The 21,255-nt window shown below is 56.6% G+C and carries 17 protein-coding genes; 8 read left to right on the top strand and 9 right to left on the bottom strand.

Annotated elements, in window-relative coordinates:
- The 4 genes from V7665_RS09740 to V7665_RS09725 all read left to right on the top strand — a co-directional run.
- On the top strand, positions 1-950 hold a 950-nt coding region (locus tag V7665_RS09740), incomplete at its 5' end, for an enoyl-CoA hydratase/isomerase family protein (protein WP_335664344.1).
- Complete coding sequence (locus V7665_RS09735) at positions 947-1,729, top strand: enoyl-CoA hydratase-related protein (RefSeq protein ID WP_335664343.1); 783 nt, start codon at positions 947-949, stop codon at positions 1,727-1,729. The genes V7665_RS09740 and V7665_RS09735, both read left to right, overlap by 4 nt.
- A gap of 65 nt (positions 1,730-1,794) precedes the next feature.
- The gene (mmsB, locus tag V7665_RS09730) at positions 1,795-2,676 is read left to right on the top strand and encodes a 3-hydroxyisobutyrate dehydrogenase (RefSeq protein ID WP_335664342.1); all 882 of its coding nucleotides are present in this window, start codon (positions 1,795-1,797) and stop codon (positions 2,674-2,676) included.
- A gap of 36 nt (positions 2,677-2,712) precedes the next feature.
- Entirely contained in the window at positions 2,713-2,880 is a 168-nt protein-coding gene (locus V7665_RS09725; RefSeq protein WP_335664341.1) for a hypothetical protein, read from the top strand.
- Between the two features lie 8 nt (positions 2,881-2,888).
- On the opposite strand, the gene V7665_RS09720 is transcribed toward V7665_RS09725, so the two are convergent.
- The gene (locus V7665_RS09720) at positions 2,889-4,418 is read right to left on the bottom strand and encodes a CpaF family protein (protein ID WP_335664340.1); all 1,530 of its coding nucleotides are present in this window, start codon (positions 4,416-4,418) and stop codon (positions 2,889-2,891) included.
- A 172-nt stretch (positions 4,419-4,590) separates the two neighbouring features.
- Between V7665_RS09720 and V7665_RS09715 the strand changes: the two genes are divergently transcribed.
- Positions 4,591-5,511 carry a DMT family transporter gene (locus V7665_RS09715; RefSeq protein ID WP_335664339.1) on the top strand — a complete coding sequence of 307 codons (921 nt, stop codon included), beginning with the start codon at positions 4,591-4,593 and terminating at the stop codon, positions 5,509-5,511.
- Here the strand turns inward: V7665_RS09715 and V7665_RS09710 are convergent.
- From V7665_RS09710 to V7665_RS09685, 6 genes are all read right to left on the bottom strand, one after another.
- Positions 5,508-6,629, bottom strand: a complete 1,122-nt coding sequence (locus tag V7665_RS09710) for a glycosyltransferase (RefSeq protein WP_335664338.1) — start codon at positions 6,627-6,629, stop codon at positions 5,508-5,510. The two genes, V7665_RS09715 and V7665_RS09710, sit on opposite strands and share 4 nt — an antisense overlap.
- 225 nt (positions 6,630-6,854) lie before the next feature.
- The gene (locus V7665_RS09705; protein WP_335664345.1) at positions 6,855-7,112 is read right to left on the bottom strand and encodes an ATP synthase F1 subunit epsilon; all 258 of its coding nucleotides are present in this window, start codon (positions 7,110-7,112) and stop codon (positions 6,855-6,857) included.
- 139 nt (positions 7,113-7,251) lie between these two features.
- Positions 7,252-8,697, bottom strand: a complete 1,446-nt coding sequence (atpD, locus tag V7665_RS09700) for a F0F1 ATP synthase subunit beta (protein WP_335664337.1) — start codon at positions 8,695-8,697, stop codon at positions 7,252-7,254.
- A gap of 25 nt (positions 8,698-8,722) precedes the next feature.
- Positions 8,723-9,598, bottom strand: coding sequence for a F0F1 ATP synthase subunit gamma (locus V7665_RS09695; protein WP_335664336.1), 876 nt, complete (start codon positions 9,596-9,598; stop codon positions 8,723-8,725).
- A gap of 115 nt (positions 9,599-9,713) precedes the next feature.
- Positions 9,714-11,243 carry a F0F1 ATP synthase subunit alpha gene (gene atpA / locus V7665_RS09690; RefSeq protein ID WP_335664335.1) on the bottom strand — a complete coding sequence of 510 codons (1,530 nt, stop codon included), beginning with the start codon at positions 11,241-11,243 and terminating at the stop codon, positions 9,714-9,716.
- Between the two features lie 12 nt (positions 11,244-11,255).
- Positions 11,256-11,810, bottom strand: coding sequence for a F0F1 ATP synthase subunit delta (locus tag V7665_RS09685; protein WP_335664334.1), 555 nt, complete (start codon positions 11,808-11,810; stop codon positions 11,256-11,258).
- 374 nt (positions 11,811-12,184) lie between these two features.
- Here V7665_RS09685 and ada point away from each other — a divergent pair, with 374 nt between their 5' ends.
- Both ada and V7665_RS09675 read left to right on the top strand, forming a co-directional pair.
- Positions 12,185-13,198 carry a bifunctional DNA-binding transcriptional regulator/O6-methylguanine-DNA methyltransferase Ada gene (gene ada, locus V7665_RS09680; RefSeq protein WP_335664333.1) on the top strand — a complete coding sequence of 338 codons (1,014 nt, stop codon included), beginning with the start codon at positions 12,185-12,187 and terminating at the stop codon, positions 13,196-13,198.
- Between the two features lie 418 nt (positions 13,199-13,616).
- Complete coding sequence (locus V7665_RS09675) at positions 13,617-16,820, top strand: PAS domain S-box protein (protein ID WP_335664332.1); 3,204 nt, start codon at positions 13,617-13,619, stop codon at positions 16,818-16,820.
- A gap of 125 nt (positions 16,821-16,945) precedes the next feature.
- Here the strand turns inward: V7665_RS09675 and V7665_RS09670 are convergent, their stop codons facing one another.
- Entirely contained in the window at positions 16,946-18,490 is a 1,545-nt protein-coding gene (locus tag V7665_RS09670; protein WP_335664331.1) for a trypsin-like peptidase domain-containing protein, read from the bottom strand.
- Between the two features lie 90 nt (positions 18,491-18,580).
- Positions 18,581-20,746, bottom strand: coding sequence for a primosomal protein N' (locus V7665_RS09665; protein WP_335664330.1), 2,166 nt, complete (start codon positions 20,744-20,746; stop codon positions 18,581-18,583).
- Between the two features lie 64 nt (positions 20,747-20,810).
- Here V7665_RS09665 and V7665_RS09660 point away from each other — a divergent pair.
- Positions 20,811-21,255: DUF4197 family protein (locus V7665_RS09660; protein WP_335664329.1), on the top strand; the 445-nt coding region annotated here is incomplete at its 3' end.

The following is a 21,255-nucleotide window of genomic DNA, read 5'->3' as shown; positions in this document are numbered from 1 at the left end:
GTCTCGGGATGATCGACGCGCTGCTCGCATGGCGCGACGATGACGAAGTCGAAGCGGTGATTATCGACCATAGCGAAGGCAGAGGGTTTTGCGCTGGGGGCGATATTGCCATGCTGCGCGAGTCCGGCATGACCGACGGCAAGGAGGGGCGCGAGTTTTTCTACAAGGAATATCAGCTCAACCATCTGTTGTTTGAATATTCCAAGCCGGTGGTCGCCTTCATGAATGGCATCACCATGGGTGGCGGAGTCGGCATTTCGCAACCGGCCAAATATCGTGTCGCGACTGAATATACGCGCTTTGCCATGCCGGAAACCGGTATCGGTCTATTCCCTGATGTTGGCGGCGGTTGGTATCTGTCACGGCTTGAAGGACGGCTTGGACAATTTCTGGCGCTGACCGGCGCGCGACTGGACGGCGCCGAGTGCAAGGAAGTGGGCATTGCGACCCATTATCTGCAATCGGAAGCTCTCGAAGAAGCCAAGCAGCGGATTTCGGAAAAGCCGGACCGGATCGAGGGCATATTGGGTCAGCTTTCGGGCACTATCCCGGAGGCGCGGATCGCCAAAAATCTCGACAAGATCGACAAGTTTTTTGCCTTCGATCGATTTGAGGACATATTGGCAGCGCTGGAAGCCGATGACAGTGACTGGGCCACGAAGGAACGCGATACGCTGGGCACCAAGAGCCCGCAGACCTGCAAGGTCGCTCTGCGTCAGCTCAAGGAAGGTGCTGCGATGGAGAGCTTCGCTGACGAAATGCGCAACGAGTACCGGATCGGCTATCATGTGCTGGTGATGCACGATTTCCTCGAAGGCGTGCGGGCGTTGATTGTCGACAAGGACAATGATCCGAAATGGAACCCGCCGACGCCAGAGGATGTCACCGCCGACTGGATCGACAATATTTTCGCGCCGTTACCGGCAGAGGAAGAATGGAAACCGCTATGACCTATGAAACCATCCTGACCGAAAAAAGGGGGCAGGTTACCCTGATCACCCTCAATCGGCCGCAAGCCCTGAACGCACTCAACAGCCAGGTGCTCGACGAACTGATCGATGCCTTTGCTGCGTTTCAGGCGGATGAGACGCAGAATTGCGCCGTCCTGACCGGTTCCGGCGACAAGGCCTTTGCCGCTGGCGCCGATATCAAGGAAATGTACGATAAATCCGCCGCTGATTTCTATCTGGAGGATTTCTTCGCCAAATGGACCAGCCATATCGTCAAGGCGACCCGCAAGCCGTGGATCGCGGCGGTCAACGGTTTCTCGCTCGGCGGTGGCTGTGAACTGGCGATGATGGCGGATTATATCATTGCCAGCGACAAGGCTAAATTCGGCCAGCCGGAAATCAAGCTGGGTGTGGCGCCCGGCATGGGCGGTTCGCAGCGGCTGACCCGCGCGATCGGCAAATCCAAATCGATGGAAATGTGCCTGACCGGCCGGATGATGGATGCCGCAGAAGCCGAACGCTCCGGGCTGGTCGCCCGCGTTGTGCCGCATGATGATCTGCTCGACGAAGCGATGAAATCTGCCGCGCTCGTCGCCTCGATGCCGCCAATGGCCGCTCAGGTGAACAAGGAAATGGTCAATGCGGCGTTCGAGAATAATCTGGAACAAGGCCTGGTGCACGAACGGCGCCTGTTCCAGATCCTTACCGCCACCGAAGACAAGAAAGAGGGCATGGCTGCGTTTATCGAAAAACGCGAAGGCCAGTGGAAGGGACGCTAGGAATAGCTGCTTCCACCTTGCAAAGCTGTATTGCTTTGTTTCGCTGACAATCACTGGAGACTAAAATGAAAATCGGATTTATCGGCCTCGGCAATATGGGCGGCGGCATGGCTGCCAATCTCGCGAAAGCAGGACATGAGGTCTATGCCTTTGACCTGTCGGGCGAAGCCTTGGCTCGCGCAGGCGAGGCGGGCTGCCATCCAGTCAGCGATGCCGCGCAGGCGGTCCAGAATATGGAAGCCGTGGTCACCATGCTCCCGGCTGGCGCCCATGTCCGCAAGGTCTATGAATATGAGATCATCATCAATGCCAGTCCCGGAACTTTGGTCATCGACTGCTCGACCATCGACGTCGACAGCGCCCGCGATGTCGCGACCATGGCCGAAGCCAAGGGCCTTGTACCCGTGGATGCGCCGGTATCCGGCGGTATTGCGGCGGCCAATGGCGGCACGCTGACATTCATGGTTGGCGGCAGCGACGAAGGCTTCAAGCGCGCCGAACCGATATTGTCCGACATGGGCAAGGCGGTGATCCACGCCGGCGGCAATGGCGCGGGACAGGCAGCGAAAATCTGCAACAACATGCTGCTTGGCGCATCGATGATCGCGACTAGCGAGACATTCAAGATGGCCGAGAAGCTGGGCCTGGATCTGCAGACATTCTACGACATCTCCTCAAAAGCATCGGGGCAGAATTGGTCGATGACCAGCTATTGTCCGGTGCCCGGTGTCGGCCCGCAAAGTGCGGCAGACAATGATTATGAAGGCGGGTTTGCCGCCGCATTGATGCTGAAAGATTTGCGTCTGGCGATGGAAGCGGCACAAAGCGCCGGTGCGAATGTGCCGATGGGCGCCAAAGCCGCGAAACTCTACGAACAATATGCCGAAGCACAGGGGCAGGGCGGCAAGGATTTTTCCGGCATCATCAACATGATCGACAAGGGCTAAGCCCAAATGCCGCCGCTGTGGATAGTGATGTGCAGTATGTCCGGGACAATTGCCGTGATTTCGGAAATCGGCAACCGGCGGCGCAGCAATCGCCGCGATATTGAAGATGTCGGTTTCATGCCATGGTCAACCATCACCGCCTTGGCGTTGCTGACCTTTGGCATATCCATTGCGTTCGGTCTGGGAATAATCTCGACCGGATAAGATGGTGATTACAGGCAGGCTTCCAGCAACGGCTGGTCAAAGCCATATTGGCGGGCTTTTTCGAGCGTATAGGGGCGCAGGCCTGCCGATACATATTCGCCGATGATCTTGCCGTCGGCATCCTCGTCGAGATATTGATATTTGAACAATTCCTGGGTGACGATGACATCGCCTTCCATGCCGATCACTTCGGTGATGTTGGTGGTGCGACGGGAACCATCGCGCAGTCGTTTGACCTGAACGATCAGGTCGACTGATTCGGCAATCTGACGGGAAATCGCTTCCTTCGGAATCTTGATGTCACCCATCAGAATCATATTCTCCATACGGCCGAGACACTCGCGCGGGCTATTGGCGTGAAGCGTACACATCGAGCCATCATGGCCGGTGTTCATGGCGGCGAGAAGGTCGAAACATTCCGCGCCACGAATTTCGCCGAGGATGATCCGGTCTGGCCGCATACGCAGGGCGTTCTTGACGAGATCGCCGATGGTGATCGCGCCTTCGCCTTCGAGGTTGGGCGGCCGGGTCTCGAGCGGCAACCAGTGCGGCTGCTGCAGACGAAGCTCGGCGGCGTCCTCGATGGTCAGCACGCGTTCGCCGGGATCAATCATCTTCGACATGGCGTTGAGCATGGTCGTCTTACCCGAACCGGTACCGCCGGAGATCACCACATTGAACCGGCAGGCGCCAGCAATCTTGAGCACCGTGCACATCTCGTCGGACATCGAGCCAAAGCCCTTCATCAGGTCGAGCGTGATCGGCTTCTCGGAAAATTTACGAATCGAGATCGCGGTGCCCTTGAGGCTCAGCGGCGGCACGATAACGTTCACACGCGAACCATCCTTCAGACGGGCATCGGCGAGCGGTGTGGTCTGGTCGACGCGGCGGCCAACCTGATTGACGATCCGCTGGGCAATCTGGAACAGATGTTCCTCATCGCGGAACTGGATCGGGGCGATTTCAAGCTTGCCCTTGATTTCAATATAGGTCTGTTCGGGGCCATTGACCATGATATCCGAGATATCCGGATTGCTGAGCAGTTCTTCCAGCGGTCCAAAGCCGAGCAATTCGTCGACCAGCACTTTTTCCAGTGCAAATTGTTCGCGCCGGTTGAGCGTCAGTTTCAATTCGGTCAGCACTTCCATGATGATCGGGCGGAATTCTTCGGTCAGTTCTTCCTTGTTCAGGGTCGCGGCGGCTTCCGGGTCGACGCGCTCGAGCAGACGCGGGAGCACCTGTTCCTTGATCTTGTGGACAGAGGCACCAAAGCCTTCTTCCTTGTCGGATTTTTCCGCCAAGGGCTGCGAGCGCTCAGAAAGTCGGGCCATCGCCTCACTTTGGGCGGGTGCTGGTGAGGCCGGCGTCTCTTGGTCGGAGAGCGGAATGGATTCAAGCGGCGGAAATTGATGGCCGCCCAGATTGTCGTCGCGATTTTCAGATTCGGCATTTTTCTTGCCGTCGCCGGTCATTGGCTTTGCTACGCCAAAGGACGGCTTGCCGCCGCCCAGTCCACTTTTCTTGCCAAATGCGCTCATGCTGTTCTGTCCGATATGTCTAATGTCACACGATCAAGCCCCTCTTTCCCTTAAAATGGTTAATAAACTGGTAAATCTGACGGATCGGGCGAGGATCACTGCTCATGCATTTTTGTGACTTGTGCGGCGCAGAGCAGCCGCTAAGCCATGAAAATGAACAGGGAACGAAATTTTGGCTGCTGATCATTCTCGGGAACGGGCAGCTGCGGCAGGGGGGATCACGCTTGCGCTGGTAGCATTTGCCGGTTTCCCGCTTGGCGACGCTGTGATCAAGTCGATGGCCGGCGACTGGCCCGCGCCAGCGGTGGCCGCGCTTCGTTTCACGATCGGCGCGCTGGCTCTGGCTGTAATCCTGTTCATGCGGGAAGGGCGTCGCGGCTTTCAGGTCAACCGGCCCTGGCTCCACATGGCGCGCGGTTTTGCCCTGTTCGTCGGAACCATCAGCTTTTTCTCCGCTATCTATATCATGCCGCTGGCTGATGCGGTGGCGATATCGTTCATCAACCCGATCCTCACCGCATTATTTTCCGGCTGGTTTTTGAAAGAAAATATGCCGCCCCGGACATGGGTGGCGACGATCATTGCCTTTTGCGGGGTGCTGATCATGCTGCGGCCCAATGTCGCTGCCTTTGGCTGGGTGGCTATATTGCCGCTTATTTCGGCCTTTGCCATGTCGACAATGCTGATCCTCAACCGCATGGTATCGACTCAGCGGTCGATTTTTGCGGCGCAATTTTACATTGCTTTCTGGGCGGCCATATTCCTGATCACTGCCACGGTGATTGGGCACTGGCTGGTCCCCGTCATGGCCGTTCCCGGCACCCCGGACTGGGACGTTGTCCTGCGCTGTCTGCTGGTGGCACTGACCGCCACCGGCTGCCATTTCCTGCTGTTCATGGCAACCATGCGAACGACGGCGGCAGCGATTGCGCCGATTGTCTATATCCAGCTGCTGATCGCGACGGCGATCAGCGTCTTCGTCTTTGGTGACCCGATTGACCAGACCGCGATGCTGGGTGGGCTATTGATAATTTTCAGTGGCTTGCTGCTCTGGCGCAGCGCACGCCGGGCAAATACAGTGCTGGAGGCCTAAGATATTCGGCAAACTTGCTGCATAAGCTTGAGATGCTGATCAACACTATTTTCGATGGCATAGGCGGTTGCGCATGCCCTGAGCGGCTCGATCGGTTGAGGTGAGTCAATCTCATCCCTTATCGCTTTGGTAAGCGCTTCGGGATCCTGGATAGCCACAGTGTCCTGACCGATCTGATGCAGAATTTGCGTCAAGCCGTCCGAACAATCGGTCGCGACCACGGCGCAACCGGTGGCCATTGCTTCTATAGGAACCGCCGGAAAACCCTCCCATTGCGAGGACAGGACGAGAATATCGGATTGCGCGAAATAGGGTGTCACATCGGCAACAAAACCGACGAATTCGATCCGCTCGATCAAATCCAGCTTTCTAGCCCTTCGCTTCACGTCTTCTATAAGCGGCCCATCCCCTAAAATCGTCATCGACCAAGGATGGTCGACAATCAGGGCCAGGGCTGACAGTAATGTCAGATAGCCTTTCTGCGGTGCGATCCGGCCGATAGCGAGCAGTCGCGTGGACATTTCCGGATCGCGGGCTATCCGAATTTCACCCGATGACAACATTTCAGGGGTCACGTAAGGATTGGGCACCGATTGAAACTTGCTGGCCGCGTGCGGATATATTTCAGCATATTTTTCGGCATCAGCGGCGCTCAGGGTCAGGGACAGATCGCCCAATCTTGCGGTGAGGCCAAATCGCCATTTCCGGTAGATTTTCACCCACGTACCAAAACTGGGTCGCAGCACCGGGTTGGTAATTTTCTGGAGGATCTTTGTCGGGCTGTCTCCGGCGATTTTATTCGCGATTGCCAGCGACAGGTTCGTCTGATTGCCGGCAGAAAAGATTGCCCTGGGTTGATGCTGGCGGATCATGCGCGCGACAGCGGGAATCTGCAGGAACAAGCGTAACCCTCGTCCGCCAAATCGGGGCGAAGGCACCATCCGGACTTTTACATCGGCTGCGATTAGATGGGCGACCGGGCCAGTGGCCTTGGTCAACCATAATTCGGTTGATATTCCGCGTTTGGCCATGCCATTGGCCAACAGGATTGCAACACGATCCAGCCCGCCATTGCCCGGTTCGTAAAGAAAATGGACGATGGGAGCTGAACTGGTCATCGATTAGCCGAAGAAGGGAAATCCGCTGATCTAAACATGCTTCACAAAATATCGCCGGTCGTTCTGGTCTGGGACCAAATCACCAACGCGCCCTGGAATCAATATAGATTCTCCAGACATAGGATTGTGAAAACCTTTCATAGATCCAACTGGGCGTTCGCTGTCCTGGTCGGGAAAGAGGGGGATTAAATTCAAAATACCGCCGAAGAAACGGCGGCAGTCTTGTTAGCTAACCGCTTCGGCCAGAACCGTCAGACCCTTTTCGTTGACCTGGGCAAAGCCGCCCTGCACGGAAATAGTCTCCGGCGTCGCGCCTTCGCTGGAATAGATCACCAGATCGGCATCGCGGATCGTCGACATCACGCCGGCATGATTGGCCAGCACGCCAAAATCACCCTCGGTACCGGGTACAACCACCATGAACACATCTTCCGACCGGACGAGTTTCTCTGGGGTTACGAGTTCGAAATGTAGATCTGCCATTTTCATTCTCCACCCCTCCTTTTCAAAGGAGGGGTAAGGGGTGGTTTATGAGCAGATTGGCTCGATGCCGATCTGCGAATTTGAGGGTGAGAACATGCCCCACCCCAACCCCTCCCCTGAAGGAGAGGGGCTTGATTGCTTAAGCCGCTTCAGCAGCCATTTTCTTGCCTTTTTCGATCGCTTCTTCGATGCCGCCGACCATGTAGAAGGCGTTTTCGGGAAGATGATCATATTCGCCTTCGACAACAGCCTTGAACGATTTGATCGTGTCTTCGAGATCAACGAACTTGCCTGGGATGCCGGTGAAGACTTCGGCAACGTGGAACGGCTGCGACAGGAACTTCTGGATCTTCCGGGCGCGTTGTACGACCAGCTTATCTTCTTCAGACAGCTCGTCCATGCCGAGAATGGCAATAATGTCCTGCAAAGACTTATATTTCTGCAATGTTTCCTGAACAGCACGGGCCGTATCATAATGTTCCTGGCCAACAACGCGTGGTTCGAGAACACGCGAGGTTGAATCGAGCGGATCAACAGCAGGGTAGATGCCCAGCTCCGAAATCGCACGGTTCAAAACGGTGGTTGCGTCCAAGTGGGCAAAGGAGGTTGCTGGTGCAGGGTCGGTCAAGTCATCGGCAGGAACGTAAATCGCCTGAACCGATGTAATCGAACCCTTGTTGGTCGAGGTAATACGTTCCTGCAACGCGCCCATGTCGGTCGACAGGGTAGGCTGATAGCCCACAGCCGAAGGAATACGGCCGAGAAGCGCGGACACTTCCGAACCAGCCTGGGTGAAGCGGAAAATATTGTCGATGAAGAACAACACGTCCTGGCCTTCGACGTCGCGGAAATATTCCGCCTGGGTCAGGCCGGACAGAGCCACACGCGCACGCGCTCCTGGAGGTTCGTTCATCTGGCCGAAGACCAGCGCCACTTTAGAACCTTCCGACTTCGGATTGCCGTCGGCATCCTTGGCGATAACGCCTGCATCGAGAAATTCGTGATAGAGATCGTTACCTTCGCGGGTACGCTCACCAACACCGGCGAACACCGACGTACCGCCGTGCCCTTTGGCAATATTGTTGATCAGTTCCTGAATAAGCACGGTCTTGCCCACGCCGGCGCCGCCGAACAGGCCAATCTTGCCGCCTTTTGCATAAGGTGCGAGCAGGTCGACGACCTTGATGCCGGTAACCAGAATTTCATTTTCGGTTGACTGGTCTACAAAAGCAGGAGCTTCCGCATGAATAGGAGAGGTCAATTTGTTGCCGATTGGGCCGCGTTCGTCGATTGGCTCACCGATCACGTTCATGATCCGGCCAAGCGTTTCGGGGCCAACTGGCATCATGATCTGCGAACCGGTGTCGGTCACTTCCTGACCGCGGGTCAGACCTTCAGTCGCATCCATGGCGATCGTGCGAACGGTGTTCTCGCCGAGATGCTGCGCGACCTCGAGAACCAGCCGGTTACCGTTATTGTCGGTTTCCAGAGCCGAGAGAATTGCCGGGATCTCGCCATCAAAGGTGACATCGACGACAGCGCCGATGACCTGTGAAATGCGGCCTACATTTTTGGTTTTTGCCATTTTTACGTTTCCTTGCGTACGTGCTTTAGAGCGCTTCAGCGCCAGCGATGATTTCAATCAATTCGGTGGTAATCGCGGCCTGACGGCTGCGGTTGTAAACAATCGTGAGGTTGTCGATCAGATCGCCGGCATTGCGGGTCGCATTGTCCATGGCGGTCATCGATGCACCCTGTTCCGATGCGTTATTTTCCAGCAATGCGCCGAAAATCTGGGTGGTCAGATTGCGCGGCAGCAGCACGGCGAGAATTTCTTCCTCGTCCGGCTCATAGTCGACTGCGCCTTCGGATTCAGCGATTGCACCGTCCAGAACAGCGATCGGGATGATCTGCTGAACCGTCGGTTCCTGTATCAGGGCGGACTTGAACTTGCCGTAGAACAGATGAGCGACGTCAAATTTGCCTTCGTCGATCAGTGCGGTCAGGTCCGCAGCAATCGCCTTGGCCTCTTCATATCCCGGTGCTTTGACAATCGACGTATCGAAATGCTTCAAGATCTGGCCGGGGTAGAAACGCTTGATGATCGGAATGCCCTTGCGCCCGACCATGTAGAACAACACTTTATGGCCTTCGCCGAGCAGCTTTTCGGCCTTGGCGCGGGCTTCCTTGACGATATTGGCATTGAACGCGCCGCACAGGCCGCGGTCCGAAGTGGCAACGACCAGCAGATGGGTTTCAAGCTTGCCTGTGCCCGCCAGCAGTTTCGACGAATTTTCGTCAATCGAAACCTTGGTGGCGAGGCTCGCCATTACCTTTTCCATCTGGCTCGCATAGGGGCGCGCCGCTTCTGCGGCCATCTGTGCCCGGCGCAGCTTCGCCGCTGCAACCATCTTCTTGGCCTTGGTGATCTTCTGGGTCGACTTAACCGACGCGATCCGATCTTTCAGTTCTTTAAGACTAGCCATTTCGTTCCTTCAATTGTCATTCCCGCGAAGGCGGGAACCCAGTCTAATAAAAACGTCGCTTCGCGGCTTTTCTATTCGCTGGACCCCGGATCAAGTCCGGGATGACAGTTTCTCCTTATACGAACGTCTTGCCAAATGCCGCCAGAGCCGCTTCGAGAGCCGCCTTGGTGTCATCCGCCAAGTCACCGCTTTCGCGGATCGTTTTCAATATGTCGGCATGTTCGCTGCGCATATGGGCCAGCATCGCGGCTTCATAACGCACAACGTCATTGGCTGCGACAATGTCGAGATGCCCGTTGGTACCGGCATAGATCGACGCGGTCTGTTCTTCGAACGGCAGCGGCGAAAATTGCGGTTGCTTGAGCAACTGTGTCAGACGCTCACCACGTGCGAGCAATTTTTGCGTCGATGCATCGAGATCGGAACCGAACTGCGCAAATGCAGCCATTTCGCGATATTGTGCCAGATCGAGTTTGATCGAACCGGACACTTTCTTCATCGCCTTGGTCTGCGCGGCAGAACCCACACGGGAAACCGAGAGACCCACGTTAATCGCAGGACGGATGCCCTGGTTGAACAGGTCGGTTTCGAGGAAGATCTGGCCGTCGGTGATCGAAATCACGTTGGTCGGGATATAGGCCGAAACGTCACCAGCCTGGGTTTCAATGATCGGCAATGCGGTCAGCGAACCAGAACCATTGTCTTCGTTCATTTTCGCAGCACGTTCGAGCAAGCGACTGTGAAGATAGAAAACGTCACCAGGATAAGCTTCACGTCCTGGAGGACGACGCAGCAGCAGGGACATCTGACGATAAGCCACAGCCTGTTTGGAGAGATCGTCATAAACGATACAGGCGTGCATGCCGTTATCGCGGAAATATTCACCCATCGTCACACCGGTATATGGCGCGAGATATTGGAGAGGTGCAGGCTCGGACGCGGTTGCAGCAACCACGATCGAATATTCCATTGCGCCATTTTCTTCGAGGCTCTTGACGATCTGTGCAACCGTCGAGCGCTTCTGGCCGATGGCGACATAGATGCAGTAGAGCTTCTTGCTTTCATCGTCGCCGGCATTGACTGTCTTCTGGTTGATGAACGTGTCGATCGCGACAGCGGTCTTGCCGGTCTGACGGTCACCAATGATCAATTCGCGTTGGCCGCGGCCAACAGGAACGAGAGCGTCGAGAGCCTTGAGGCCGGTCTGGACCGGTTCGTGAACCGATTTGCGCGGGATAATGCCCGGTGCCTTGACTTCCACACGGCTACGCTGGGTGGTGTTGATCGGACCCTTGCCGTCAATCGGGTTGCCGAGACCGTCAACCACACGACCGAGCAATTCCTTGCCGATCGGAACGTCCACGATCGTGCCGGTCCGCTTGACCACGTCGCCTTCTTTGATTTCAGCGTCGGAGCCGAAGATCACGACGCCGACATTGTCAGCCTCGAGGTTCAGCGCCATGCCCTGAATTCCGTTGGAGAATTCGACCATCTCACCGGCCTGGACCTGATCGAGGCCGTGGATACGGGCGATACCGTCACCGACGGCTAGCACGGTTCCGACTTCGGAAACCTGGGCTTCATTGCCAAAATTGGCGATCTGGTCCTTGATGACCTTTGAAATTTCTGCGGCGCGAATATCCATGTGTATCTTCCTTTAGCCCTTCATGGCCTGCGATAGGGTGTTCAAACGGGTTTTAATCGAGCTGTCGATCATCTGGCTGCCGATTTTCACGACCAGCCCGCCCAGGATGGACGGATCGACTGCGGTGGAAACGCTAACATCGCTTCCCACACGTTTCTTGAGCTGCGCCTTGAGCGCATCAATCTGCTTGTCATCCAGCGGATGGGCTGAGGTGACTTCGGCGGTGATCTCGCCGCGATGGCTAGAAGCCAGCGTGGAGAAAGCGCGAATGACTGCAGGGATCTGGTCGAGCCGCCGGTTGGCCGCGAGCACGCCGAGAACATTGGTCGACAGCTTGTCGAGGCCAAGGGCCTTGGCCGTGGCTGCGATCGCTCTGCCGGCATCGTCGCGGGACAGCACAGGGCTGCTAGTCAGCGCCCTGAGGTCCGCCGATTCGGCCATCATCGCGCTCAATGTCGCGAGACTGGCCTGCACCGTATCGATGCTGTTATTTTCTTCTGCGAGCGCGAACAAAGCCGTGGCGTAACGCCCCGCTAAACTCGCTCTTATGCCGCTGGAATGATCCACGCGTTTGCTTCTCCCTGACCGTAATTTGGTCTGAAAACCGTTCATGAAATGGTCCGCTTAATGGCCGGAAATCCTGCGATTCCGCCCACGGATGCGCGGCGTCTAGCAACCATTTTGCTGCGATGCAAGATGGCTTTGGGAAAGAATTGGGAGAATCACGGAAATGGCAGTTTTTGGCGTCGTTTCCAGCACTCACTCCGTTCGCCCTGAGCCTGTCGAAGGGGCGTGGCCATAACCCTTCGACAGGCTCAGGGTTAACGGGATTGATAGACGTAAACGAGAATATTTCGTTTTGATCGCAAGATACGGGAAGCGGTCCTGTGCGGATGCGTCCAAATGGGTTACATCAGTAACGACGAATCTCGGGGCAAGGCATGATCGACGAAAAAACAGCATGGCAAGCCGTGGCCGACCGCGACCGGTCATTTGACGGAAAATTTGTCACCGGCGTGCTGAGCACTGGCATCTATTGCCGCCCATCCTGTGCCGCTCGCCATCCCAAGCGGGAAAATGTTCGCTTTTTTGCCAAAGCGGAACAGGCCGAAGCCGCTGGGCTACGCGCCTGCTTGCGCTGCTGTCCCAACGATTTGGCGCGCGACGAAGCGGCGGTCAAAGCGGTTATCGAAGCCATTCGCATGGCGGAAAGTTCGCCCAAGCTGGATGCGCTAGCTGATGTCACTGGCTATTCGCCGGCCCACCTTCAGCGCATCTTCAAGCGTGAAACCGGATTGTCGCCAGCAGCCTATGCGCGCGCCTTGCGCTCCGAGCGGGTCAAGGATGCGCTGGATGGCGGGGCGTCGGTAACCGAAGCTATTTACGAAGCGGGCTACGGCTCGGCTTCGCGTTTTTATGAGGACAAGCGGATGGGAATGCAGCCAAGCGTCTGGAAAAATGGCGGGGCAGGGGCGATGGTGCGCTGGGCCAGCGTCGCAACAACGCTCGGTCCGATGATGGTTGCTGCGACCGACAAGGGGGTTTGCTGCCTGTCGTTCGGGGAAGGCGAAGCAGAATTGCGCGGGCGCTTTCCGAAGGCGGAGCTGCAACAGGGTGGTGATGATTTTGAAAAGCTGCTTGGCGACGTGGTCGCGCAAGTCGAAACACCGGCCCGCCCGCATAATATCCCGCTCGATGTGCAGGGCACTGCCTTTCAGGAAGCGGTGTGGCAGGAATTGCGCAAAATCCCGGAGGGCGAAACCCGCAGCTATGCCGACATCGCCGTCGCCATCGGCAAGCCGAAAGCCGTCCGCGCCGTTGGCAGTGCTAATGGTGCCAATCACGTCGCCGTCCTGATTCCCTGCCACCGGGTGGTGCGCAGCGACGGGACGATGGGCGGCTATGCTTATGGGCTGGAGATCAAGCAATTGTTGTTGGAGAAGGAGCAAGGCTAAGGCTTTTTCGAACAGCCCTCTTTGCCAACGCCTCGCGACCGCCTGCATAGCTTGAGGCAGAAAAGCGACTTGTCGATTTACGGGGATTTGCCGGCGCTCCCCATCACCAGAGCTGGGATCAGCGCGAGTGAAGATCAGGCGTTAGCGCGGCGCAAAGGCGTAAAAGTAAATCTGTTCTGATGAATTGGCCTTAATTAAAACCTCCTTTTCCGTAACCAATTGCAGATGACCCAGTATAACTCTGTAAATAATTTGAGCCAATCAGCCATCGAAGCGTTCCCTGACGGAAAGCTCAAAGAGGCAATCACAGGCTTCAAACCATTGGATCGATTCCGGTCAATATCGTCCTGTAAATGCGGAGTGGAGCAGGCGTTTCTTTTGCAGAGCCTGCTTCCACAATAGTTAGGTCAGTGTCCGGATGAATATTGCAGCTAGACTTCCTGACTCCGTCGGCAGGCGCATTGCCGTTTTTACAGGGATCGTCGCGGCCTTTGGTATCTTGTCAGCTGCAGGGATATTGTTGACCCGTGGGGAAGCAGATTTTTCAGCATTGTGGATATCGAATGGCTTCCTGGTCGCCGCCTTGTTGCGATATGGTAGCAGGGCATCCGTCCTGCATATTCTGGCTTGCGCAGCTTTATGCTTTGCCATTGCAATCGGCGCGGGCGATAGTTGGCTGAAAGCCATGGTCATCTCGGTCGCCAATGCTGTCGAAGTTGGCATGGCGATATTTCTTATCCGCCGGAAATGTGGAACGGACCCCAATTTTGCAAATACAGGGAATTTGATCTGGTTTGTTGTGCTCGGTGGTTTGGTTGCGCCCATGGTTTCGGGTGTGCTGGCATTGACGCTATTTTCAATGTCGAGCCAATATGTGTCGATGCTTGGATGGCTTGATTGGCTGATTGCGCACAGCCTTGGCATGCTGATTTTTGCACCGATCTTCTCCATGTTTTTCGGAAATACCAACGGTATCCATCGATGGAACAAGAAAATGGATATCGAATATCTGCTCATCTTCGGTATCGGTGGGCTCTTGACCCTCTACGTCTTCAGCCAGACCTCATACCCGTTTTTGTTCATGACCTCGCTTTTTGTGCTCATTGCCACAGTCCGCAAGGGTATTGTGGGTGCTTCGCTATCCGCTGCGATCATTGCAATCATCGCGATTGCAGTAACATTCAGCGGTTCAGGACCGGCGCAGTTGGTTGATGGTGATCGTCACGGCTATATCTTGGTCGTCCAAATTTTTCTCCTGTTCACATTCGCCAGCGCGCTGCCTTTTGCCAGCATATTGGAAGCGCAAACCGTTTCGCAGCGGGAGTTGCGGTTCCGGCGTGATCAAACCCAATCCATTTTTGATAACATGCGCGATATCGTTTTCCGCACCGACAAGTCAGGGCGGTGGCTGGTTTTAAATCCCGCCTGGGAAACCATCACGGGCTATTCCATCGAACAGGCGCTGGGTTGGCCTGCAACCAAATTGTTGACCAAGGAAACTCTGCAGCAAACGGAGGCAGAATATCTCCGCCTTGTGAGGGGAGAATTGAACACTCTCACTCTCAACCAGACAATCATTCGGGCTGATGGACAAGAACGCCTTGTTGAAGTGTTCCTCGAGGCAGTAAGTGATCAGAAGGGGCAATTTGCCGGAGCAACAGGCAATATCCGTGATGTAACAGAATCCCTCGCGGCATCACACGCGCTGGAAGAGAGTGAGGCGCGGTTTCGCAGACTCGCGGAATCCTCTCCTGTCGGATTTTTCCAGGCAGATGCAGACGGCAAAATATTCTATGTGAGCAAGACATGGCGAGACCGGATTGGACTCAGTGAGGAAGAAGTCAAAAGCGACGGTTGGATTCGGGTCCTGAAAGACAAGACTTCGCCTGAAATGGCCGAGGCATTTACCGGATTTAATAAACCTGGAGACAAGCGTGAACGGGAATCTTGTCACATCACACAGGAAGGCGTGGAAATCTGGGTTCGCACCGTGAACCAGGCCGAGTTCGACATTCAGAATAATATTATCGGCTATGTCGGCGTAATTGTCGATATTACCGAACAGCGCAAAGCGATTGAAGATTTGCGTCAACGGCAGAATGAACTGCAGGAATCACGCGACATCGCGGAAGCGGCGGCAGAGGCGAAGGCGTCATTCCTGGCAAATATGAGCCACGAAATTCGCACGCCCATGAACGGCGTGCTCGGTTTCGCAGAAATGCTCCGTCAATCGGAGCTGGATGAACAGCAGGCAAAATATGTCGAGTTGATTCAGGAATCCGGCACGATAATGATGGCTTTGCTGAACGATATTCTGGATGTTTCCAAGATTGATGCCGGATTGTTGGTTTTGTCGACGGAACCGTTTGAACTGGTCGATTTGCTGAAGAGCACCTGCAACATGATGCTGACGGCTGCTGATAATCAGAAACTCGCGCTCAATCTGGAATATGCCGATGATCTGCCAAAGTTTATCGTGCACGACAAGCTGCGTCTCCGTCAGATTCTGACCAATTTGATCGGCAATGCGATCAAATTTACCAAAGTCGGTTCAATAACCGTCAAGGCCGAAGTTTCAGGCGATGACAAAAGCAAATTCAAAATCAGCGTCATCGATACGGGTATAGGAATTCCCGAAGACCGTCAGCGATCCATATTTGATGAATTTATACAGGCGGAAGATAATACGCAGCGCTCCTATGGCGGGACTGGCCATGGCCTGGCGATTTCTAGCAAGCTTGTCCAGATGATGGGTGGCAATATCAGCTTGGAAAGCATAGCCGGTACGGGAACCACATTCTGTGTGGAAATACCTTTGAGCGAATGCGTCGATCCCAGTATTGAGGCAGCTGAGCGCGTCATTGCCGACAACAGTCTGATCACCTTGCCGGCCGCTAATCGTACCATATTGCTTGTCGAAGATCATGAAATCAATCGGCTGCTTGCAACCGCGATGCTCGAGCGCATGGGCTGCACCGTGGTTTGTGCCGAAAATGGCGCGCAAGCATTGGATGTTCTGACCGGAAGTGCTCATCCAGGCCATGATTTTGGCCTTGTTCTAATGGATATGCAGATGCCGATCATGGATGGAATCGAAAGCACGAGACAGATCCGTCAAGCCGGTATCACGGCGGATCAGCTTCCGATCATTGCATTGACCGCCAATGCTTTTGTCGAGGACAAAAATGCCTGCGCGGCGGCTGGCATGCAGGATCATGTCAGCAAGCCCATTCAATTTTGTGATCTGCATCAAGCGGTGAGCAGCTGGTATTTCGATCCGCGGTCGCATGACCGGGCTTCGGCAATAGCAGTGGCCGATGAAGACCCAACCATCGCTATGCTGCGTCCGAAATATGAGGAGTTTCGGACCAAAACACTGGATAGCTTATTGGCTGGCATTGGCACAATCGATAGCTGGTCGGCAGCACGCAGAGCAGATATTGCAAGCATGTTGCACAAGCTGGCGGGAACTGCGGGTACATTTGGTGAAGGCGAAATTGCCGCAGAAGCCAGACAACTGGAAGATGCGATCAAAAAGGGAAGATCGACGGATCTCTTGACGTCACTATGCACCCATCTGCTGACCTATATGCGACATACAAATGGGGCAAAAATCAACTAGGTCCGAGCCATGCTGAATTGGCCAGGCTCGGCGTTGCGAGGATCCGTCACCGACATCGCATCGGCCCCGGCGATGCGCTGGCTTGCCGGGCAGGTGAAAACAATATTCGAGGGCGGTGAACCCGGTTATTGAGCCAGCTTCTTGCACTCATAAACCAGACTCTCGTTCGCCTGGCTCGGCAGTTCCGCTCGAATCGCCTTCACCATATCCTCGATATCGGTCAGCGCCTTGACGTCGGTGGTGCAGGCCCTGTTGCCATATTTGGCGCGGATCGCCCTTGCTCTGGTCATCGCGTCCAGATCCATCAGATAGCGCTCCTCGGTAAACTCGCTGCTGTCCGGCTGGAAGCTGCTAATGGTGACCGTCTGCTCCTGATTGGGGACAAATATCCGGGACCATTTGGCGCCATCGCGGCCATATTGGGTGCGGCCGTTGACACAGCCGCCTTCTGCCCATTCGAGCGGAAGTTCTTCTTCCTGCGATACGGTGATCCGGCTACGCTGCGGGTTGATCGTGCATAGATATTTACCCGATGTGGCCACACTCATCTGCTGCGGCCTCCTGTCTCCGGCTTTTTCTTCCATCGCTGCGGCAACGCGGTCATCAATTTCGCTGAAATCCGGACGTGACAGGAAGATGATGACGGCGCCGAGCAGCAGAACCGCTGCACCACCGGCTGCACCGATGCCGGGGTTGCGCTTGCCCTGAACCATCAGGACACCCGCGCCGCCGGCGGCCAGCAGGGACAGTGCCAGCATCAGCGCCGCTATCGCTATCCGGTTTTCCCGCTCGGCGATGATATCCTGCGATATGCTGGTGCGCAATTTGGTCTCGGCGCGTTCGCGCTTGTCGGCTTCCGCTTCTTTGGCCGCGGTCACTTGCGCACGGGCTGCCGCTTCACGCCGTTGTTCTTTCTCGCTAATCTCGGCGGCGGACCGACAGGGCGTCGCGGTCACTCCGACGTTTACGCCTGCCTTGCGCAGGAAGCTCAATATCTCTCTGGCTGATACGGCAAAGCCAAATTCCGCATCATTGCCATCGCTTATCGAGCCGAAGCTGTTCGCGCCCAGCACCCGGCCACAATTGTCGATCAGCGGACCGCCGCTATTGCCCGATGCAATCGGCGCGGTGTGCAGAAGCGTGTCAAATTGCTTGGTCGTGCGTCCGCCCGACACCGTGCCGGTCGTCTTGACCGGTGACATCGGGGTGATCAGGTCATCCAGATCAAGTCCCTGCGCCCGGTCGACAGAACCGGGATAGCCGATCGCCACCACATCCGCGCCATCGCCAACCGGACCGCCAAACATCGTCATTGGTGGCAAGCGTCCGCCATCCAGCACCTGAATGAGCGCGAGATCATTGCTCGGCGAATAAGCGATGATCCGGCCGCCATAGCTGGTCCCGCCCTGCGAGGGGATGATACCGATGACAACCGACGACTCCTGTCGCGCGATCTCGACGACATGAGCGTTGGTAACGATCTTGTCCGGCGCCACCACGAAGCCGCTGCCATGGCCGACAAAGGCAACATTGTTGCCATCTTTTGCGGCGAGCACGACCCGTACCACCGAGCGGCTGGCGGCGCTGATATCGTTCGGATCGGCCTGGGCCGGGCCAGTTGCCAGGGTTGCGGAGGTGATTGCGACGAGCAGGAACAGCTTTTTGATCATGGACTGGCTCATGCTTTAATTCGACAGGATTTTCAAAGGAGTTTTTATATTTGCTAAGCCCATCCCTTGAAAGTGAAGGGTTCTTGGCAATCAAACAAAACTATAGGGGTCGACATCCACCCCGACCCGAACTGCGCGCGGCCATTCCAGCTGTTCCAGCCAGTCGCGCATGATATTCTGCAAGTCGACGGACCGCAGGGCATGGACCAGCAAACGATGCCGGTGCCGGCCGCGGAGCATCGACAACGGGGCCGGAGCAGGCCCGTAAACCGAAAACCCGTCGAGCTTGGGAGCGGTCTGGCCGATCAGCCGCGCCGTCTCCATCGCTTCCTTATTATCCTCCGACGACACGATAATCGCTGCCCAGCGCGCGAACGGCGGCGCCAGGGCCTGCCGCCGCGATTCAATCTCGGCGGCGTAAAAGCCTTCCCGATCATTCTGGATCAGCGCCTGGATCACCGGCGCGTTGGGCATCCGGGTCTGGACATAGACACGGCCGGGTTTTTCCGCTCGTCCGGCCCGCCCCGCGACCTGCGCGATCTGCTGGAAACTCCGTTCGGCGGCGCGCAGGTCACCGCCTTCCAGCCCGATATCCGCGTCGACCACGCCGACCAGAGTCAGATTGGGAAAATGATAGCCCTTGGTCACCAGCTGCGTGCCGACAACGATATCAATCGCTCCCGCTTCCATCTGGTTGACGAAATCGGCGGCCCGCTGCGGCGACCAGATCGTGTCGGACGTGACAATCGCCGTGCGGGCTGCAGGGAACAGCATTTTGACCTCGTCGCAAATCCGTTCGACTCCCGGTCCGCAGGCCACAAGGCTGTCCTCGTCGCCGCATTCGGGGCATTTCTCCGGGATCGGCATGACATGGCCGCAATGGTGGCAGGCAAGCCGGCGGGTCAGCCGGTGCTCGACCATCCAGGCGGTGCAATTGGGGCAATCGATCCGGTGGCCACAGGTCCGGCACAGAGTGAGCGGGGCAAAGCCGCGGCGGTTGAGGAACAATAGCGATTGTTCGCCGCGTTCGAGATTTTCCTCCAGCGCAGCGACCAGAGTCGGGGCCAGCCAGTGTCCGCGCGGCGGCACATCCTCGGTCAGATCCAGCGCCTTGATATCCGGCATCGTCGCGCCGCCAAACCGCGCCGGCAGTTCGAGCAGCTCATAATTTCCCTGTTCGACCTGATGGCGGCTTTCTATCGCCGGCGTGGCCGAGGCCAATATCACCGGGATCTGCTCATATAGTCCGCGCATCACCGCGACATCGCGGGCATGATAGCGCACGCCATCTTCCTGCTTGAAGCTGGTCTCATGCGCCTCGTCGACGATGATCAGACCGAGATTGGCATAAGGCAGGAACAGGGCAGAACGCGCGCCGACAATCACTTTGGCATTGCCTTCGGCCAGCGCACGCCAGTTTTTCTTGCGGTCCGACTGTTTCATGCCGCTGTGCCAGGCCAAGGGTTCGGCACCGAAACGCACGCCAAACCGGTTGAGAAACGGCTCGGTGAGCGCGATTTCGGGCAGCAGCACCAGCACTTGCTTGTCCTGACGCAAGGCTTCCGCAATCGCCTCGAAATAGACCTCGGTCTTGCCGGAGCCGGTCACGCCATCGAGCAAAAAGGGTTTGAACTGCGATGCGCGCACCGCTTCGATCAATATATTGCTGACCTTTTGCTGATCATCGCTGAGGTCAACCGCGCCGAAATCGGGCGAGGGGTTGGCGGTGGCAGCGAAAGGGGAAACGTCTTCCCGGTCAAACACGCCCAGCTTTTCCAGCCCCCGGATAACTGCCACCGATACGCCGGCTTTAACGGCCAGTTCGCTGATCGTGCCTTGCGTGTCGACCAGCTTTTCAAGCGCCTGTTCGCGTTGCGGCGTCATCCGTTCGGGAATCTTGCCGTTCAGACGATATTCGCTGATCGGACGATTGTCGGCAAAGGCGGCTCCGCTCGACAGCACCATGCGCAACACCGATGCCGGTGAAGCAAAATAATAGGCGGCGGTCCACTCGATCAGCCGGCGCAGCGGTGCGCGCAGCGGCGGCACATCGCGCACCTCGAGCAGCGGCCGCAATTTTTTCGGATCAATTTCCTCGACCGGAAAGCTCTGTGCCTCCCACACCACCCCGGGCACTCTGCGCGGACCAAGCGGAGCGATCACGATCGAGCCCGGCTCGACTCGCATGCCATCGGGCACCCGGTAATCAAGCGGACCCAGAGCAGCGTTAAGGAGGAGTACACGAACGCGATTCATATTGATGCTATAGGCGGGGAATTGCCATTCGTCATTCTTGCTTTGGCGAAAACGGGAGAGAGTAATGATCTATCATCGCAGAGCGGTATTGGGCCTGGGTGCCGCCGCCGGATTGCTTGCGCTTCCCGGTTGTTCAAGTCTGCCGGGTCTTAGCCTAACCGAAGCGGTCAAGCGGCTGCTCACCCTGTCGTCCCAGAATGCCTTTGCCGAACTGTTCCAGCCCAATGGTTTCTTTGACAGCCAGGTGGCCCGCATCTCGGTGCCGGATTCGCTCGGCGGATCGCGGGTGACCAGCATCGCAACCGCCTTGTTGCGCTCCAGACCGATTCAGGATCGCCTGCTCAAACAGGTCAACCGCGCCGCAGAAACGGGCGCCGAACTCGCCGCTCCGATCGTGGCGGAAACCATCCGCAATATGAGCATCGCCGATGCCGTGGCGATCATCAACGGCGGGCCGCGCGCGGCGACCTCTCTGCTGCAGGGGCAACTCGGCAACACATTGGTCGACC

Origin of the sequence: Parasphingorhabdus sp., from assembly GCF_036964675.1 — a bacterium.
Taxonomy (GTDB): domain Bacteria; phylum Pseudomonadota; class Alphaproteobacteria; order Sphingomonadales; family Sphingomonadaceae; genus Parasphingorhabdus.
This window is presented reverse-complemented; position numbering and strand designations above follow the sequence as displayed.

Excerpts from the sequence above, each read along its gene's own strand:
- V7665_RS09735 (WP_335664343.1), top strand. The coding sequence starts at position 947 with ATGACCTATGAAACCATCCTGACCGAAAAAAGGGGGCAGGTTACCCTG.
- mmsB (WP_335664342.1), top strand. The coding sequence starts at position 1,795 with ATGAAAATCGGATTTATCGGCCTCGGCAATATGGGCGGCGGCATGGCT.
- V7665_RS09725 (WP_335664341.1), top strand. The coding sequence starts at position 2,713 with ATGTCCGGGACAATTGCCGTGATTTCGGAAATCGGCAACCGGCGGCGC.
- V7665_RS09720 (WP_335664340.1), bottom strand. The coding sequence starts at position 4,418 with ATGAGCGCATTTGGCAAGAAAAGTGGACTGGGCGGCGGCAAGCCGTCC.
- V7665_RS09710 (WP_335664338.1), bottom strand. The coding sequence starts at position 6,629 with ATGACCAGTTCAGCTCCCATCGTCCATTTTCTTTACGAACCGGGCAAT.
- V7665_RS09705 (WP_335664345.1), bottom strand. The coding sequence starts at position 7,112 with ATGGCAGATCTACATTTCGAACTCGTAACCCCAGAGAAACTCGTCCGG.
- atpD (WP_335664337.1), bottom strand. The coding sequence starts at position 8,697 with ATGGCAAAAACCAAAAATGTAGGCCGCATTTCACAGGTCATCGGCGCT.
- V7665_RS09695 (WP_335664336.1), bottom strand. The coding sequence starts at position 9,598 with ATGGCTAGTCTTAAAGAACTGAAAGATCGGATCGCGTCGGTTAAGTCG.
- atpA (WP_335664335.1), bottom strand. The coding sequence starts at position 11,243 with ATGGATATTCGCGCCGCAGAAATTTCAAAGGTCATCAAGGACCAGATC.
- ada (WP_335664333.1), top strand. The coding sequence starts at position 12,185 with ATGATCGACGAAAAAACAGCATGGCAAGCCGTGGCCGACCGCGACCGG.
- V7665_RS09675 (WP_335664332.1), top strand. The coding sequence starts at position 13,617 with ATGAATATTGCAGCTAGACTTCCTGACTCCGTCGGCAGGCGCATTGCC.
- V7665_RS09670 (WP_335664331.1), bottom strand. The coding sequence starts at position 18,490 with ATGATCAAAAAGCTGTTCCTGCTCGTCGCAATCACCTCCGCAACCCTG.
- V7665_RS09665 (WP_335664330.1), bottom strand. The coding sequence starts at position 20,746 with ATGAATCGCGTTCGTGTACTCCTCCTTAACGCTGCTCTGGGTCCGCTT.